Source organism: uncultured Arcticibacterium sp. (assembly GCF_964021845.1).
In the GTDB taxonomy this organism is placed as follows: Bacteria; Bacteroidota; Bacteroidia; order Cytophagales; family Spirosomataceae; genus Arcticibacterium.
In genome coordinates, this window is record NZ_CAXHZC010000003.1 from 554,124 (window position 1) to 569,844 (window position 15,721).

The following is a 15,721-nucleotide window of genomic DNA, read 5'->3' on the forward strand; positions in this document are numbered from 1 at the left end:
AATTTTCTAAATGAAAACCTATCTAAACCAATTAATTCAACATCAATCACTTTCAAAAGAAGACGCTTTTCAGGCTTTGTCTAAAATAGCGGCTGGTGAAGTGAACACTTCGCAAACGGCTGCTTTTTTGATGGGAATTCAGCAAAAAGGAATTACACCAGAAGAACTGACAGGCTTCAGAGATGCTATGTTGGCGGTAGCTAATAAAATAGATCTAACCGACTTTGACGCTATGGATGTTTGTGGCACCGGAGGCGACGGAAAAGACACTTTTAATATTTCTACCACATCGGCTTTTGTGATTGCGGGAGCGGGACAAAAAGTCGCAAAACATGGTAACCATGGTGTGAGTAGTGCGGTAGGTAGCAGCACGGTTTTGGAGCATTTGGGGATAGAATTCACAAATGATGCTGACTACCTTAAAGATAAATTAGAAACGGCAGGTATGTGTTATTTACACGCTCCGCTTTTTCACCCAGCCATGCGTCATGTAGGACCTATCAGGAAAGAGTTAGGCATGAAAACCTTTTTTAACATGCTTGGGCCATTGCTAAATCCAGGTGAAGTAAAGAAACAATTGACAGGCGTTTACGACCTCTGTGTTTTTGAGCTATATGAGCAGGTCTTTCGCCAGACAGATAAACAGTTCGGTATTATTTTCGATTTGGCAGTTTATGACGAAATCTCATTGACTGGCGATTTTATGTTTTCTTCTCATTATCCTTCTGCTGATGAGGGAGAGCTATTCAGTCCTTCGGCTTTTGGCTTAAATACTTTTAAAGCAGAGCAGCTTTATGGCGGCGGAGGTTTAGAAGACTCTGCTAAAATGTTGCTTGATATTCTTGAAAATAAAGGTACAGAGGCTCAAACTTCGGTGGTTTTGGCGAATGCGGCAATTGGTCTTGGCGTAGCAAAAAACATAACGCTAGAGCAAGGTTTGGCAGAAGCAAAAGAGTCTTTAGAAAGTGGCAGAGCAAGAGAAGTTTTAAAGAAGATGGTTTCTTAATTTATTCTACTGTTTGATTTTTTATTAGACTTTGTCAGAGATTTGGGGTATTAAATATCTGATTATGATTCGTTTTTTATACTTCTTATTTGTCCTAGCTTTTGTGGCGGTTTCTTGTAGTGAGAAAAGTGATGTTATTACAGAGAAGAGCCCCTACATAAAGGTTATTACTGACGGAGATAAAACATGGTTTTTCGAATATGATGAAAATAATCAAATTTCGAATTTTAAGCACACCGCTGCTTCAGGTTCTTTTAGTACTTCGTTTGTTTATAATGAGAAAGGCTTAGTAAGTGGCACTACACTTTCTGCCACAGAGGTTCTTTCTACTCAAAACTATGAATACGATAGCAATGGATATATGACGGCGATATTCCAAAAATCGGAAGCGGGAGAGTACGCGAAAACGTCTGAATTACTTAATGAATCTGGTAGGATTTGGATAAAACCAACTAATGCTTCGGAAATTGCTGGTGACATTTATTATTTACAAGATGAAAATGTTGTTTCATCTTCATGTTTTGATTGCCCTTTATCTTCATTTAAGTTCGAATACTATCAAATCGAGTCTATTATTCCAAAAAACTTAAGAAAGTATTGGCATGTTTATAATCACAACATTAGCCCCAAAATTCCTTTTTTACATAGCTCTTTAAAAATTGGGTCAAAAAATCTTATTGAGCGTTACTATTTACTTGACAAAAGCTTACTGCCAATTGCGGTTAGGAATCAGGTTAACCTTGATGAGAATACAGGTTTACCGACTAAAATTGAAGTAATCGTGGAGGAAGGTTTGACGCTCCCTAAAGATTTGAAGGTTGGAGACCTCTTAAGTACCTATTTTATTGAATATGTTTATCTCTAATCTGTCCTCCTTGAAGCAGCCAATCCAAAGCACAATACACTGCAAGCGAGCAGGTAATGGTAAACGTCAATGGCGTTTTCTTGATTTGAAACAAAACTATCTCTGAAAGTAGCCATTGCGGCAAATAGAACACCCAATAGCAGCCAAGTTCCGAGTGTTCTCCGTCCTTTAAGCAAAGCAGCTACACCTGCTGCAGCCACTAAAATCATAGCTATTACTGGTATTATTGAAATAACTAAAGGAATTCCGATGGTTTGATGCAAGGCAAAAATGATAAAGCCAATAGCCAAAACTATGGAGCCAATTTTGCCATCAAGGGTGTCGTCTTCCCATATTTTAAACCAGGCTGCCACCACTAAGCCTAATGCCCCTACAGTTGCAGAAAGGTTTTGAAAGAAGCCAGAAACTAGTGCTGCCTTTTCAATTCCAGCAAACTTTGCCGCCCCAGCGAAGGCCGCCATAGAGACAGAAAGAATAAAAGCTTCCCAAAGCAATGTTTCAAAAAGGTCTAATTTCAAAAGGTATTTGAAGAATACAAATACGCCAACTAGTCCTAAGATGATATCCGAAATTATATGAGAGGTTTCCATTGTTTGTTAAGAGGGTTACTAAAACCAAATTAGATAATATTTACTTCGGCATGAAGATTAATGCCATATTTTTCAAGAATCGAGGCCTGTATGTCTTTAGAAAGTGCTTGAATATCAGCACCTTTTCCTTTACCATAATTGACCAAAACTAATGCCTGATTTTTATGCACACCTATCTCTCCTATGGTTTTACCTTTCCAGCCTGCTTGGTCTATCAGCCAGCCCGCAGGTACTTTTACAGAGTTTTCATCTACAGGATATGACGGTATCGCGGGGTACTTAACTTTTAGTTTTTCAAAGTCACTTTTGGCAATAACCGGATTTTTAAAGAAACTACCAGAATTTCCAATTTCGGCAGGGTCAGGAAGTTTTGACTGCCTAATTTTTATAACAGCTCGGCTTACATCATGTATGCTTGGTTCAGTCACTTCTAATTCATTTAATGTATCTTTTATAGCACCATATTCTAGATGCAATTGTGGGTTCTTTTGAAGCCTGAATGTAACATGCGTAATGAAATATTGATTTTTATAAATGTTTTTGAAAACACTTTCACGGTATCCAAAATCACAAGCTTCATTATCGAATTTTTTGATTTCCTGGGTGTTTCTATCAATAGCTTCTAAGTCTACAAAGACATCTTTTATCTCCACGCCATAGGCTCCAATGTTCTGCATAGGAGCGGCACCTACTGTGCCAGGAATCAAAGAAAGGTTTTCAATACCGCCATAATTTTTATCAACACAGTAAAGTACAAAAGCATGCCAAACCTCACCAGAACCCACTCTAATGGTTACCTCATCTTCGGTTTCTTCTATTAGCTCAATACCCTTAATGTTGTTTTTGATAACCAAGCCATCAAAATCTTGTGTCAATAGTACATTACTTCCGCCGCCTAAAATCAGAATTTCATTTTCTTTAAACTCATCGCTGTCAAGTAAATAGAGTAGTTCATTCGTAGAGTTTATCTCCACAAACAGCTTGGCATTGGCTTCTAAACCGAAGGTGTTATAGGCTTTTAGAGATGTATTTTTAAGTATATTTGGCATTGAGCATTGTAGTATTTCGATGCAATTTACCCAAGACTAATCATAAAGCATGAATATCGTTTTTTTAGATTCATTTACTAGCACTCCTGAGGAGCTAGACTTATCAGAACTAGAGCAAATTGGCAACCTGAAAATGTACGACAGAACACCTTATGAGCAAATACTGGAGCGAGCAAAAGATGCCGAAATAGTGCTGACAAATAAAGCGGTGCTTGACGAAAAGATAATTAGTCAATTATCTAAATTGAAATATATAGGTGTTACTGCCACGGGTTATAATGTGGTAGATTTAGATGCTGCCGCAAAACGCGGAATACCAGTGACCAATGCTAAAAACTATAGCTCTATGTCTGTAGCACAGCATGTTTTTGCCATGTTGTTAAGTTTTACAAACCGAATAGCAGAACACAATAATCCTGATAAATGGGTAGCGAGCCCAGATTTCTGTTACTATGATTATACATTGACAGAGCTCGCAGGAAAGACTTTGGGTTTGGTTGGGATAGGAGATATTGGAGAAAAGGTGGCTAAAGTAGCCGAAGCTTTTGAGATGAATGTTTTGGTTAATCGTAAATCGAATACACCTCATCTAAAATACAAGACCGTAGACTTAGACGAACTTTTAAGTCAATCGGATTTTGTTAGCCTTCACTGCCCATTGACAGAAGAGAATCAAGGTTTTATCAATACAGAAAGTCTGTCGAAAATGAAGAAAACGGCCATTCTGGTCAATACAGGAAGAGGGCCTTTGGTAAATGATGATGATTTAAGAAAAGCACTTGACAATGGCATTATAGCAGGAGCGGCCATTGACGTGGTTTCTCAAGAACCACCAACAAACGGTAACCCGCTCTTTGGAGCGAAGAATTTAATTGTTAGTCCACATGTGGCCTGGGCCACTTTAGAAGCCAGAAAAAAACTGTTCAAAATAGTAACAGATAATATCAAAGCTTGGCAGGCTGGTGAGGCTGTTAATGTGGTTAATGGCTTATAAACGCTTATGTAAAGAAAACGCCGTTTCCTTTACATATTGATTCCCTTATGTAAAGAAAATCGAAAAAGCTTTACATAAGGGAAGCTCCTTACAACCACTTCTTCCTTCTAAAATAAAGTAGCATCAAACCAGAGACAACCGCCATAACCCCTAAAAGCACAAAGTAGCCGTTCCTGTACTGTAGCTCAGGGATGTGTTGGAAATTCATGCCGTAAATGCCTGCCAAAAAGGTTATAGGGACAAAAATGGCTGTGATAATGGTTAAGAATTGCATGACTTTGTTCATTTTCATACTCATTTCGGAAATATGAATTTCTTGTACACCAGAAAGTATATCACGTAAAGTGTCGAGGCTATCTACTACCGAGATGGTATGGTCATAAACATCCCTTACATACAGTTTCGTCTTTTCCTCTATATCATCAGAGTCAGATTTTGAAAACATGTTTAATGCTTCTCTTAGGGGAGCTACCACTTTTCTAACTTTTAGCAAATCTTTTTTCAGTGGAAATACTTGTGACCTTTCAAAAGAGTCAATATCTGTCATTAGAGCTTCCTCTAATTTTTCTGTTTTGATTTCTATCTCGTCCAAAACATTGAAATAATTATCAACCACAAAGTCAATGATAGCGTAAGCCAAATAATCGGCTTTTTTAGCTCTGATTTTACCCTGAGCATTCTGAATTCTATGTCTTAGGAGTTCAAAAATATCATCTTCGTGTTCTTGGAAAGTTAGGACAAACCCTTGGTCAAAATAAACAGAGACGTTCTGAATATGAATTTCACCTTTTTGATACTGCAAGTACTTTAAGGAGATAAAATGTCCGTTTAAAAACTCGGTATATTCGGGTCTTTTATACACATCGGCTATATCTTCCAAGGCGAGAGAGTGTATCTCAAATACGTCACCAATTTGCTGAATAAAAGCCTCATCATGGAGCCCTCTGATGTCATACCACTGTGTGAAATTATCGTTTGCTTTATGAATAAAAGCCTTACGAACTTCCTCAAATGTTTCTGTGTGAAAAGTTTCTAAATTGAACTCTATATAGTTAAGTGTTAGCGGTGTCCCACCTTTTTTACCAGTATATTTTATGGTTCCAGGGGGTAGTCCAACTTTCGTTTTATGCTTCATATTAACAATTTATAGAATCAAATTTACTCAAGAATAATTGGAATGCTAATGCATAAAAAAAGACTTCGCCGTTTGACGAAGTCTCATTTATAATAATGTTATGGCCTTATTTTACAGCCACAGAAGCTTTTGTGTCGGCCCAGGCAATAACTAAATTACCACCTTCTACAGAGATTTTCATCTGTTCTACATTACTGGCAGTTTTAGAAGTTTTAGCCATTACGTGTGGCAAGTCTGCACCTTTAATTTCGCCATACTTATAAGCACCCCATTGTTTTAAAGTAGGGTTTAATATTACTGTCCAATCGCCATCTTTTTTAGGGATGGTAAATAAAGTGTAGGTTCCAGCTTTTACAGGCTGACCACCTATGCTACCGTCTTTTGCAAAAGTAATTTCAGTGGCATTGTTGGCTCCAGTTCTCCATACTTCGTTATAAGGAACTAAGTCGCCAAAAATGACACGACCTTTGACCGAAGGAGCACCATAAGTACCAGATATATTACCTTCAGAGAAAGTCATTTTAGGACTTTTTTGAGCGAAAGAATTCGATGTGCCGATAAAAAGTAGAGCGGCTGCTAAGAACAATAATTTTTTCATTTTAATAAATTTGAATTGTTAAGAGAACGATTTTAATAATGAGCTAGAATAAAAAACTATTCCAAATGCTTTCCATGGCTGAATTAACGTAGCTCCGAACGTTTTAGATTTTTCTACCTCCATTTTAAAGACACCACTATTCTTTCTCCGCTGCAAGCTTGGCCGCCATTTCTCTTGGGTTAGTAGGGTTTTCGTTCCTAATATCAGACTCTACCAGTCCATCTCTAAGCCTTATTATTCTATGGGCATATTGGGCAATGTCCTCTTCGTGCGTTACCATGATGATGGTGTTACCTTGGGCATGAATATCCTCAAAAAGCTCCATTATTTCATAAGAAGTCTTGGTGTCCAAGTTCCCAGTAGGTTCATCGGCTAGTAAGATAGAAGGATTGTTAACAAGAGCCCTTGCTACAGCCACACGCTGCCTTTGCCCACCAGAAAGTTCGTTTGGTTTATGATGAGAGCGGTCACCCAGTCCCACACTTTCTAAAACGCCTTGAGCTTTCTCTGTTCGGGCAGATTTACTAAAACCAGCATATATAAGTGGTAGAGCTACGTTTTCAAGGGAAGACTGACGAGGCAGTAGATTAAACGTTTGAAAAACGAAACCAATCTCTTTGTTTCTAATTTCTGCCAATTCGTTTTCTGTCATGTCAGAAACATCTTTGCCATTTAGTGTGTAGCTTCCGCCAGTAGGCGAATCTAGACAACCAATAATGTTCATCAAAGTTGACTTTCCGGAACCAGAAGGACCCATAAAAGCTACATATTCCCCTTTATTGATAGAAATAGAGATGGTTTTTAAGGCATCTACTATTTCAGTACCCATGATGTACCTTTTAGAGATATTGTCTGTTTCGATTATTTTCATGCTTCGCAATATGATTTTGAACCTATACAAAGGTAAGTTTTCACATCAGTTCCTTTTAAGTTTTTATACCAATGTGGCTGCTTCGTGATGGATGGTCAAGAAGCTTGCCTGAGTGGATTTTTAAAAAGTATCTCGTTCTCTTTCAAGCCTCGTTCTTTCCGCCATAAATGATTTTGAAAATGCGGTATAGTCTGCCTGAGACATTAACTTTTTTAACTTATTAAGTCCATTTTGGGCATAATCAGGGACACCATTTTTTAGGGCTAAAAGTGAATACTTTTTCCAAAGTTCAATATTACTGTCATTAAACTCAAGTGCATCAAAAACTAGCTGATACGCCTCAGAAACCTTTCCGTTTTCGGTTAAATAATCTGCAATATCTGAAAGCAAGTAGGGGTTAAATGGAGCTTCGTTATAAAGTTTTTGGTAAGTGTCTTGATTTAGCTCTATTTGTAATAATTCCTCGGCCTGCTGAAACTGCTTTAGCTGTAAATGAGTTTTGAAATTATTCTCTTCTAGAACTTGGGCAGAAGCACGGTCGCCAGAAGCGGCAAAGAATACTACTGACCTTTCATAAAGCCCTTCCTTTAGATACCATAAGCCTAGTTTTCTTCGGTACATTAAAGCCGTTTGGGTGCTATCTTGGGCTAAATAGGTAAGTTGTTTTAGGGCTTTTATTTTTTCTCCTTGCTTATAAAGTTGAAGTGTTTTTAGATATAGAAGGTCTTCTCTAACACCATAATTAGCAGGATTGTTAGCATAGATATCCCAAACAGTATCCGATTCAGTAATTTGGTTTTCAGGCAAACTAATTTGATTGTAGATCTCGGCAAATTGTGAAGTATTCAAGTCTCTTTCGCTCGGAAGAGATTGTAACTGGTTTTCTATATTCCCAGTCATTCGGCCTATGGCTAATTGATTCGCTAGATTGGAAGGGTTTGATGCATCAATTAGTTTGTTGCTAACCGAATCTAGTTTTGAAGGCAAAGCATTTTCAATCCAAAAAGCCTGAAGGTTTACCTTCTCTGTTTCACACTTACGGCAGTCTTGAAATGCGTTTTCTAAATATAAATAAACACTGTCTCTAGCGTTTGCTTTTTCTAAAAGGTGAGCGGAATTTGTTTTCAAAATGGCACTCTTTGGGAACTTGTCAAGACCCTCTCTCAATGTAAAAAGAGCATCAAAATAAAGGTCTTCGTTTTCTAAGTTTTGACTTAAACCCACATAAGCAAACTCGCTTGGATTTTTCTGGATGGCTTGTCTGAAGAAATAAGCAGCCGTTACCCCGTCACCTACCTTTTTGGCCATTGATGCTAGTGCGTAATTGGCTTTATGATTGAAAAAGTCATAATTGGTAGATTCTTTATAATAGGTTTCGGCAGCGGTGTTATCACCTTCGGTCAAATAAAAATCGGCGATAGCATTGTTTAGGCCTGCTCTAAGTTGATTATAGGCGTAAATGTCTTTTTGAATCAAGAAAAACCCCATGATAAAAACACCTAGTATTTTAGCCAAAATAAGGTTACTAAACTTTGGTTTATATAAAACTAAGCAGGCATTAAGGCCTTTCTGAAATACGCCAATAAAATTTAAAATAACATGTCCAAAGAAAGCTATGCCAAGAGAAAGATGGGCGATGGCTATGTAATCATTAATGAGTTCAATCAAAGGGTCATTTGCGGTAGCATAAACGTATGCTATGGTAGCTAGAGAAATGATTAACAATCCAAAGTAGAGCCAAACGCCAGTTCGCTGAAAACTGAAAAAACCAATGTCATCACATTGTTTTCTAAAACCCCAAATACCTAAAATACTGGACACCGCAAAGAGTAAAAGCGGACTAACTACCATCAAACTATCATCAATGAGCCTAATGTTCTCTAAATAAATTAGCAGGCAGTTTAGTAGGTAGATTAAGTCAATGCCTAAGTAGGTCTTAAAAGAGTTTTTTCCTTTTTCGGAAGAATTAACCACCGTAAATATAAGACCGACCACAATCTCATGAGCAATAAAAAAAACGAAAACAGCTAGGCATAGTAAAGCGAATAAAAGGCTGTAGCTACTAAGAGAAATTATTGGGAAGTTTAACTTAGAGTAAGAGATGGATAGGAAAAGGAGCCCAGTAAAGACGGATAAAAGCGAAATGAATCTAATCCAAAAGCCTGTCTTTTTCAGGAAGGAGTTAAATGTAAATATGGTTAAACTTACCAAGCTAAAGCCAATAAGAAAGGAAATGTTATTGGTAGCTTGGAAAATCACTTCTGTTCGTGCTAAAATAAAAAAAGCTGCAATAATCACTAAGCTTCCTAGAAACCAAAGGTTGTTTTGAAACGAAAGAGAGGAAGTTATAAGACTAAGCCCTAAAATAAGAGCAGAAACTAGAACAAAAGGAGCGTAAGTATTTAGCTTACCAGCTGATGGTAAATACCATTCTTTGAGGTAATAAATGAGTTCATTATTAGTAAAGCGTAAGCCCTTTTCTACAAAAGCCTCGGAGGCTATAAACTTTTTGTGAAGCTCGGTAGCTACGTCCCAAGCGTAAAAGTTGTCAATATCATTTAGGACCCAAAAGGAGGTTAAGCCAGCTAAACCAATGATTATTAATAAGAAAATGCCGAGGGCTATTTTTAAAGAGTTTGGCCAAATACGCCAAAATTGCACGTTTGAAATCATCAAAATCTGATAGTGTTTGCTCTGCAAATAACGCCAAAATATTGTTGGAACGTATAAATCGAAATTGCCCTATTATATTTGTCATATAAAAATTACCAACAAAACGATGACACTTCATAAAGAAGGCAAAGCCACTATACTTATTTCGCTATTCGGCACAGTAGCTATTTATCTTATAATAAGATTTTTACTGCCAGATAATGATTGGCTGCAAGTGCTTTGGTTGGCCTTTAGTTTGTTCATCATGGTAACGGTGCTTCAGTTTTTCAGGAAACCTACAAGGCATACTGTTTTGAATGCTAATCACATTATTGCCCCAGCAGATGGAAAAGTAGTGGTGATAGAAGAAGTAGTAGAAACAGAATATTTCAAAGGGCCAAGAAGGCAAGTTTCCATTTTTATGTCGCCTATTAATGTACACATAAACTTCTTCCCGCTTTCTGGTGTGGTGAGTTATTGTAAGTACCATGCAGGTAAATATTTGGTAGCATGGCATCCAAAATCAAGTACAGAAAACGAGCGTAGCACGGTAGTAGTAAAACATGAAAACGGCACAGAAATACTTTTTAGACAAATAGCTGGAGCTATGGCAAGACGTATAGTTACGTATGCTGAAGAAGGTCAGGTAGCCACACAAGGTTCTGAGTTTGGCTTTATAAAGTTTGGGTCAAGAGTAGATATTTTCTTGCCGCTTGACGCTAAAATCCTTTGCAAAATAGATGACAAGCCTGTGGGTGGCGAGACTGTTATTGCGGAGTTGGGGTAAGTAATTGTAAGTTATGTTTAGAAAACAAAGTGCTCTTCTAACGTTATTTTTATTCATAAGCCAAATAGGGCTTTCTCAAGAATGCCCAAAGTCCTTTTGGACACACGTCAGTCATAAAAACAAAACGTCTAAATTACATAGTCAAAACTATGGTACTTTCAGTGAGTGCATAGGGAAAGAGGTAACTTTTAGTATAGATACTAGTTCTATTTCTTTGGAAAATGCAAGCTTTAAATGGTATAAGAATGATACATTGTTGAATGAAACTCAATCCTCTATTAAAACTACTGAGGGAGGGAGTTATGTGGTAGAAATTTTATTTCCTAGCTGTTCAATAAAAAGTTTTGCGATCAGATTAAACTATATAGAAACCTTTGAGAAGAGTATTTATTCGGCCTATAAGAAAGGTTCCTTGACCATCTGCGACAGAATGGGTTTCGGATATTTGTATTTAAATTCTTTTAATGTGTTTGGTGCAGATAGCCTAGTACACCAATGGTACAAAAATGATGAGGCAATTGACGGAGCTAACGGAATGTCTCTAAAAGTGACAGAAAAAGGTAATTATCATGTTACTTCTGATTTTGATGGATGCGTGGTTAAGTCACCCCCTTATAGTGTGGAGGTTAGTAAAACTCCTGATTATACCTTTAAGTTTAACGGTTTCCCGGATAGTTTAAGAACACTGCGAATCTGTAATTTAGGCTCATTGAGCTCAACTTCTTTTTTTTCTCAGAATACTAGCATTCGGAGGTTTGTGGAAAATGAAAAAGGAGAAAGTTTTCCGAGTATTTTATTGGCCAGAGATATTAAAGAGGGAACTTACTACATGGAAGCTTTACAAGGAGAGTGTTTAATTCGTGATACACTTAAAGTTGTTGTTGCTGATACAGCAGACCTTGTCTTAAATTCTTATAGATATAGATTAAGTTCGTCGTGCACTTCTCTAACTAACCATTTCAGAGACGGTACTCCACTTCCGTTAAACAGGGATGATTTTTTTTATAAAGTAAAAAATGCCTCCAGGGAAATTATCTACAATGGTAGTTCCTTAGCTGACCCAAATAATTATCCTGCTAAATATCAGCTTTTTTACAAGGATAACACAAGCTCTTGCTTAGGTATGTCAAAGCCATATTTTTATGATGGCTCTGATCTAATGCAAAAATATAAATTTCAAGGGTCTTCAAAAGTTAGAATTGAAAAGGGTTCTTACTACACGCTTTATTTAGAAGATAGTCCAAGACTGATTAGCGATACTTTAATATGGAAAAGAGATGGGGTTGTTATTGGAAAAACTATTAGAGATGAATTAGCGGTTAATGAGCCTGGGAAATATTGGGTTGAACAGTTTGACGGCTCTCGTGACGAGTGCATTTTGTATTCAGATACTGTAGTCTTGAGTGTTTTTGAAACTCCTAAGCTAGAAGTGTCCACAAGATGTGATGTTTCTAATAATCGTACAAGTTTAAGTGTTTCTGTTTCAGGTGGCAGCATTTTGGGTTTAGAATGGCTTAAGGATGACGCCGTAATGCCGAACGAAGCTGGTACAACAATTAATATATCTAAACCTGGAAGCTATAAAGCTCAGGTAGAGTTTGAAGGTAAAATAATTCAATCAAATAATGTCTTTATAGGAGCTCAATTTAATAAATCGTTTGTTACTTCTCTTTGCAGAGGTGATTCCCTTTATTTAGAGCCTAGCGTATTTACTACAGGGGATGGTTACTCTTTCGAGTCTTGGGAGATGCCAAATGGTGAAACAATTAGAGAAACGGTCTTTGGGAATGATTTTGTTAGGCGTAAAGATTCTGGCATTTATAAATTACACGGCGAAAGTATCGATGGCTGTACGGTCGTAGACGAATTGCAAATTGATGTAAAGGATTATGTAAGTTTTAGCATTGATAATGAGATTAACGCCTGCCTTGGCTCAAGTGTGTATTTTGCACCAGAATCCAATCCATTAACAGACTCTACTGAAACATTAGATTATTTTTACATATCTAAAATAACATTAGCTGGCAAAGAGGGTATAGATAACCCTATGCTTATTGATTCTAATAGTTCAGGGCTTTATGAAGTAAGAGGTTACGGCAGGTTTGGGTGTACTTCCTCAAAAACAATAGTCTTAAATGTTTCCAGTGATTTGAATTGCGGAGCTTTAAGTATTAGTGAAGAAGAATTACAAAATACCTGTTTTTATAACGGGTTTAAAGTTCCAATAAAAAGGTCAAGTAATCTTATTGGAAAATTAGTATATGGGGAAGTTTCAAATCCCGAGAATAATGAAGTACTAACCGCCGAAACCTTTGGAGACACATTAACTTTCTTTTTTGATGATATAAGCTGGATAAGTCAAATAAAGGTAAAGTTGTCTCTTAAGGGGAGTGATAATGTTGTCTATTATTCTAAAGATATTAGGGTTTTAACACCAGTGTATAGTCCGATGAATATTATTACAGCTAGTTGTGATTCATCTATATTATCCTTACCATATTCTAATATCTCAAATATTCGGTGGTTTAGAGATAATCAACTAATTCCAGATCTGAAATCAAACAGAATTAAAGTAATGACTTCTGGAGTTTATGAAGCAAGTTATGATTTGGGTGATTCAAATAGTCAAGGAAGCTGTCAGAGTCGCACTAAAAAGGAAAAGGTGACGGTGGGTATAAACAAGCCTCTCATTCTAGACAGCCATTATGCCACTTGCTATTTAGATTCAACCACCTTATATGCCGCTTTCCCTTCAAACACTAAAATGAAATATCAATGGTACTATAATGATGAGAAATTGGTGGGTGACACACTTAGAACCTTAAGCGTTCGGGAGAAAGGAATATATAAGATAGAGTTGTTCAATGAGAACTGTGCCATAAAATCAGATGGATTTGAGTTAAAAGATAAATATGTAAAGAGGCAGTATCTTTCATCTGATGCCTTTTCTAAATTCGAATTAAAAGATAACCCTACGATAGAGGTCTGTAGAAATACCTCTTTCGATTTAAATGTTAATACTAATCTTAGATTTGATGATATTACTTGGTTTAAGAATGATAGTATTTTTTCTAGTTTAAAGGAAAGCAGCAAGACCTTTACTGAGGAAGGGGAGTTTTCCTTTAAAGGGACTTTAGGTAATTGTATTTATGTTAGTAATAAGGTGAACGTAGTGTATATAGATACGCTGAGCACCGAGCTTTATGCTTTTAGCTATATACTAGATGGAGTTGATAATGTAGGTCAGTTGGTCTTTTACCCTAACAATACCAGCATACCCTTATTTAATGGTTTAACTAATATGAAATGGTATTTGAACGGAGAGGAGGTTTTGGGTGATCCAGATCCCAATTTTTTTGTTTCTTCTATTATTACATCAGAGAGTGGGTCCTACTATGCCAATGGCACAATGTTTAGTACGTCTCAGGAGGAATGCATAATTCAAAGCCAAGAGCTTGAAATTCCACTATCTACGCTAAAGGAAGTGGAAAAGCTAAGTATAAATACTTGTCAAGAAACGCTTGTTATTAATGCAAATGTACCCAGAGGCTTGGAGTTTGCTTGGTTTAAAGATTCGGTCTTATTAGAGCTAGAAAAAGGAGAATCTTTAGTCGTGGAGCAGTCTGGAGAGTATTGGGCCTTAGTGAAAACAAAAGAAGGAGTAGAACAGAGTAGCGATATTTATAATGTCAATTTTAATGGCTCAATAGTATCTAAACAAGGAAACTCTATAGAGCAAAGTTTAAACCTTTGTGAAACAGATTTTGGCAATTTTGAATTATTTGCCCCAACAGGCTTTGAAAGCTATAATTGGTACAAAGATGGACTCATTATCGAAAATGAAACTTCGATTGGTTTGGTTGTGCAAGAAAAGGGGCTTTATGAAGTATGGTATGCAAATGAAGGCTGCAGTGGGAAAAGCAATGCTGTGCAAGTGGCCTTACAGGGAGCTAAAAGTAGAGATCTCTTTGGTGAAGACACGCTATATATTTGCAATGACATGGTGTTAGAAATAGAACCCAATACTGATAGTCTTAATAATTACTTTTGGATAATAGATGACAGAGCTACAGGCGAAAAAGCATTTACTTTTTCGGAAGAAACAAATGGCACAGGAAAATATGAAGCGATAATAGAGGAGAATGGATGTTATTATCATTCAGAGCCATTACATATATTTAAGGCTTCCGTTACATCAGATATATCTAGTTCGGCCATTGATAATTTAATCTGCCCAGGGAGTATTGTATCACTCGGAGGTAAGGAGTCAAGAGACTTAACCTACACTTTAATAAGAAATGGCGACGTTTTTAAAGTATCAAATTCACCAGACTTTTTAATTACGGAAGGCGGTACCTTTCAATTGGAAAGGAGAATTAAGAATTGTAAAACGCTCTCTGATTCACTAGTAATTAAAAACATAGTAAACGTTGCTCTTCTAAAATCCACGGAAACAATATGTGAAAATGAAGTGGTTTCTATAGGTTTGTTAGACAGTACCGCATCGAATATTTTGTGGTATCTTGATGGGGCTCTGTTGAGTAATAGCTCGTACAGAATAAATGTTTCTGAGACGGGTAATTATGCTATACAGATATCAGAAGGGGAATGTATTGCTCTTTCAGACACTATTCAAGTCAAAAACCACGAAGAGTCAATAGCTAAAATTACTGGAACATCAACGATTGCTTATGGCGACTCTTCCGAAATCGCGATTGAAATTAGTGGAGATGCCAGCCCTTGGAAATTAACTCTTTCAGACGGTACCGAGTTAAACATTGACAAAAGCCCGTATCAATATTTTGTATCCCCAACTCAAACAACAGAGTACACCATAAGCTCTTTAACAGATGAGTGCGGAGAAGGAGTTTTTGAAGGCTCTGCGGTGGTGAATCTAATCATCTTAGGTACAGAAGTTAATGAACTAGAAAATATCAAGATTTACCCAAACCCAAGTGATTCCTACATATTTGTAGATTATAGCTCTGAAGAAAACCCAATTCCTAGAATGACTTCCATGGAAGGAAAGACTGTTCCGTTTAGTTATGATTTTTCTAATGGAAAAATGCGGATTGACGTGAGCAGAGTAGCTAGTGGAACCTATTTGTTAAGTCTAGAGCAGGAAGGCGTTAGAACTATTAAGAAACTTATTAAGAGGTAAATAAATAGACCAT

The 15,721-nt window shown here is 36.9% G+C and carries 11 protein-coding genes; 5 read left to right on the forward strand and 6 right to left on the reverse strand.

The annotated features are described in order from the left end of the window. Window positions 1-10: 10 nt before the first annotated feature. Together trpD and AADJ06_RS11950 are read left to right on the forward strand one after the other, a co-directional pair. Window positions 11-1,006, forward strand: coding sequence for an anthranilate phosphoribosyltransferase (gene trpD, locus AADJ06_RS11945; RefSeq protein ID WP_341226684.1), 996 nt, complete (start codon window positions 11-13; stop codon window positions 1,004-1,006). A 64-nt stretch (window positions 1,007-1,070) separates the two neighbouring features. Continuing rightward, a complete protein-coding gene (locus AADJ06_RS11950; RefSeq protein ID WP_341226685.1) occupies window positions 1,071-1,871 on the forward strand; it encodes a hypothetical protein in 801 nt (266 codons plus the stop codon). Here the strand turns inward: AADJ06_RS11950 and AADJ06_RS11955 are convergent. Both AADJ06_RS11955 and murB read right to left on the reverse strand, forming a co-directional pair. Beyond that, on the reverse strand, window positions 1,868-2,461 hold the full coding sequence (locus tag AADJ06_RS11955) for a hypothetical protein (RefSeq protein ID WP_341226686.1): 594 nt from the start codon (window positions 2,459-2,461) through the stop codon (window positions 1,868-1,870). The two genes, AADJ06_RS11950 and AADJ06_RS11955, sit on opposite strands and share 4 nt — an antisense overlap. A 29-nt stretch (window positions 2,462-2,490) precedes the next feature. After that, window positions 2,491-3,510 carry a UDP-N-acetylmuramate dehydrogenase gene (gene murB / locus AADJ06_RS11960; protein ID WP_341226687.1) on the reverse strand — a complete coding sequence of 340 codons (1,020 nt, stop codon included), beginning with the start codon at window positions 3,508-3,510 and terminating at the stop codon, window positions 2,491-2,493. Window positions 3,511-3,559: 49 nt separating this feature from the next. Between murB and AADJ06_RS11965 the strand changes: the two genes are divergently transcribed. After that, window positions 3,560-4,504, forward strand: a complete 945-nt coding sequence (locus AADJ06_RS11965) for a D-2-hydroxyacid dehydrogenase (RefSeq protein WP_341226688.1) — start codon at window positions 3,560-3,562, stop codon at window positions 4,502-4,504. 88 nt (window positions 4,505-4,592) lie between these two features. On the opposite strand, the gene corA is transcribed toward AADJ06_RS11965, so the two are convergent. The 4 genes from corA to AADJ06_RS11985 all read right to left on the reverse strand — a co-directional run bounded on the left by corA (window position 4,593) and on the right by AADJ06_RS11985 (window position 9,781). Next, complete coding sequence (gene corA / locus AADJ06_RS11970) at window positions 4,593-5,639, reverse strand: magnesium/cobalt transporter CorA (RefSeq protein ID WP_341226689.1); 1,047 nt, start codon at window positions 5,637-5,639, stop codon at window positions 4,593-4,595. A gap of 106 nt (window positions 5,640-5,745) precedes the next feature. Beyond that, a complete protein-coding gene (locus AADJ06_RS11975) occupies window positions 5,746-6,237 on the reverse strand; it encodes a DUF2911 domain-containing protein (protein ID WP_341226690.1) in 492 nt (163 codons plus the stop codon). Between the two features lie 136 nt (window positions 6,238-6,373). Next, window positions 6,374-7,108, reverse strand: coding sequence for an ABC transporter ATP-binding protein (locus tag AADJ06_RS11980; RefSeq protein ID WP_341226691.1), 735 nt, complete (start codon window positions 7,106-7,108; stop codon window positions 6,374-6,376). A gap of 120 nt (window positions 7,109-7,228) precedes the next feature. Beyond that, the gene (locus tag AADJ06_RS11985; RefSeq protein WP_341226692.1) at window positions 7,229-9,781 is read right to left on the reverse strand and encodes a hypothetical protein; all 2,553 of its coding nucleotides are present in this window, start codon (window positions 9,779-9,781) and stop codon (window positions 7,229-7,231) included. A gap of 106 nt (window positions 9,782-9,887) precedes the next feature. On the opposite strand from AADJ06_RS11985, the gene AADJ06_RS11990 reads away from it, so the two are divergent. Together AADJ06_RS11990 and AADJ06_RS11995 are read left to right on the forward strand one after the other, a co-directional pair. Next, window positions 9,888-10,547 carry a phosphatidylserine decarboxylase family protein gene (locus AADJ06_RS11990; protein ID WP_341226693.1) on the forward strand — a complete coding sequence of 220 codons (660 nt, stop codon included), beginning with the start codon at window positions 9,888-9,890 and terminating at the stop codon, window positions 10,545-10,547. A gap of 13 nt (window positions 10,548-10,560) precedes the next feature. Next, window positions 10,561-15,708, forward strand: coding sequence for a T9SS type A sorting domain-containing protein (locus AADJ06_RS11995; protein ID WP_341226694.1), 5,148 nt, complete (start codon window positions 10,561-10,563; stop codon window positions 15,706-15,708). Window positions 15,709-15,721 lie beyond the last annotated feature (13 nt).

Bases quoted from the DNA above. Each gene is read 5' to 3' on its own strand.
- trpD (WP_341226684.1), top strand. From the start codon at position 11: ATGAAAACCTATCTAAACCAATTAATTCAACATCAATCACTTTCAAAA.
- AADJ06_RS11995 (WP_341226694.1), top strand. From the start codon at position 10,561: ATGTTTAGAAAACAAAGTGCTCTTCTAACGTTATTTTTATTCATAAGC.
- AADJ06_RS11965 (WP_341226688.1), top strand. From the start codon at position 3,560: ATGAATATCGTTTTTTTAGATTCATTTACTAGCACTCCTGAGGAGCTA.
- AADJ06_RS11980 (WP_341226691.1), bottom strand. From the start codon at position 7,108: ATGAAAATAATCGAAACAGACAATATCTCTAAAAGGTACATCATGGGT.
- corA (WP_341226689.1), bottom strand. From the start codon at position 5,639: ATGAAGCATAAAACGAAAGTTGGACTACCCCCTGGAACCATAAAATAT.
- AADJ06_RS11950 (WP_341226685.1), top strand. From the start codon at position 1,071: ATGATTCGTTTTTTATACTTCTTATTTGTCCTAGCTTTTGTGGCGGTT.
- AADJ06_RS11990 (WP_341226693.1), top strand. From the start codon at position 9,888: ATGACACTTCATAAAGAAGGCAAAGCCACTATACTTATTTCGCTATTC.
- AADJ06_RS11975 (WP_341226690.1), bottom strand. From the start codon at position 6,237: ATGAAAAAATTATTGTTCTTAGCAGCCGCTCTACTTTTTATCGGCACA.
- AADJ06_RS11985 (WP_341226692.1), bottom strand. From the start codon at position 9,781: ATGATTTCAAACGTGCAATTTTGGCGTATTTGGCCAAACTCTTTAAAA.
- AADJ06_RS11955 (WP_341226686.1), bottom strand. From the start codon at position 2,461: ATGGAAACCTCTCATATAATTTCGGATATCATCTTAGGACTAGTTGGC.
- murB (WP_341226687.1), bottom strand. From the start codon at position 3,510: ATGCCAAATATACTTAAAAATACATCTCTAAAAGCCTATAACACCTTC.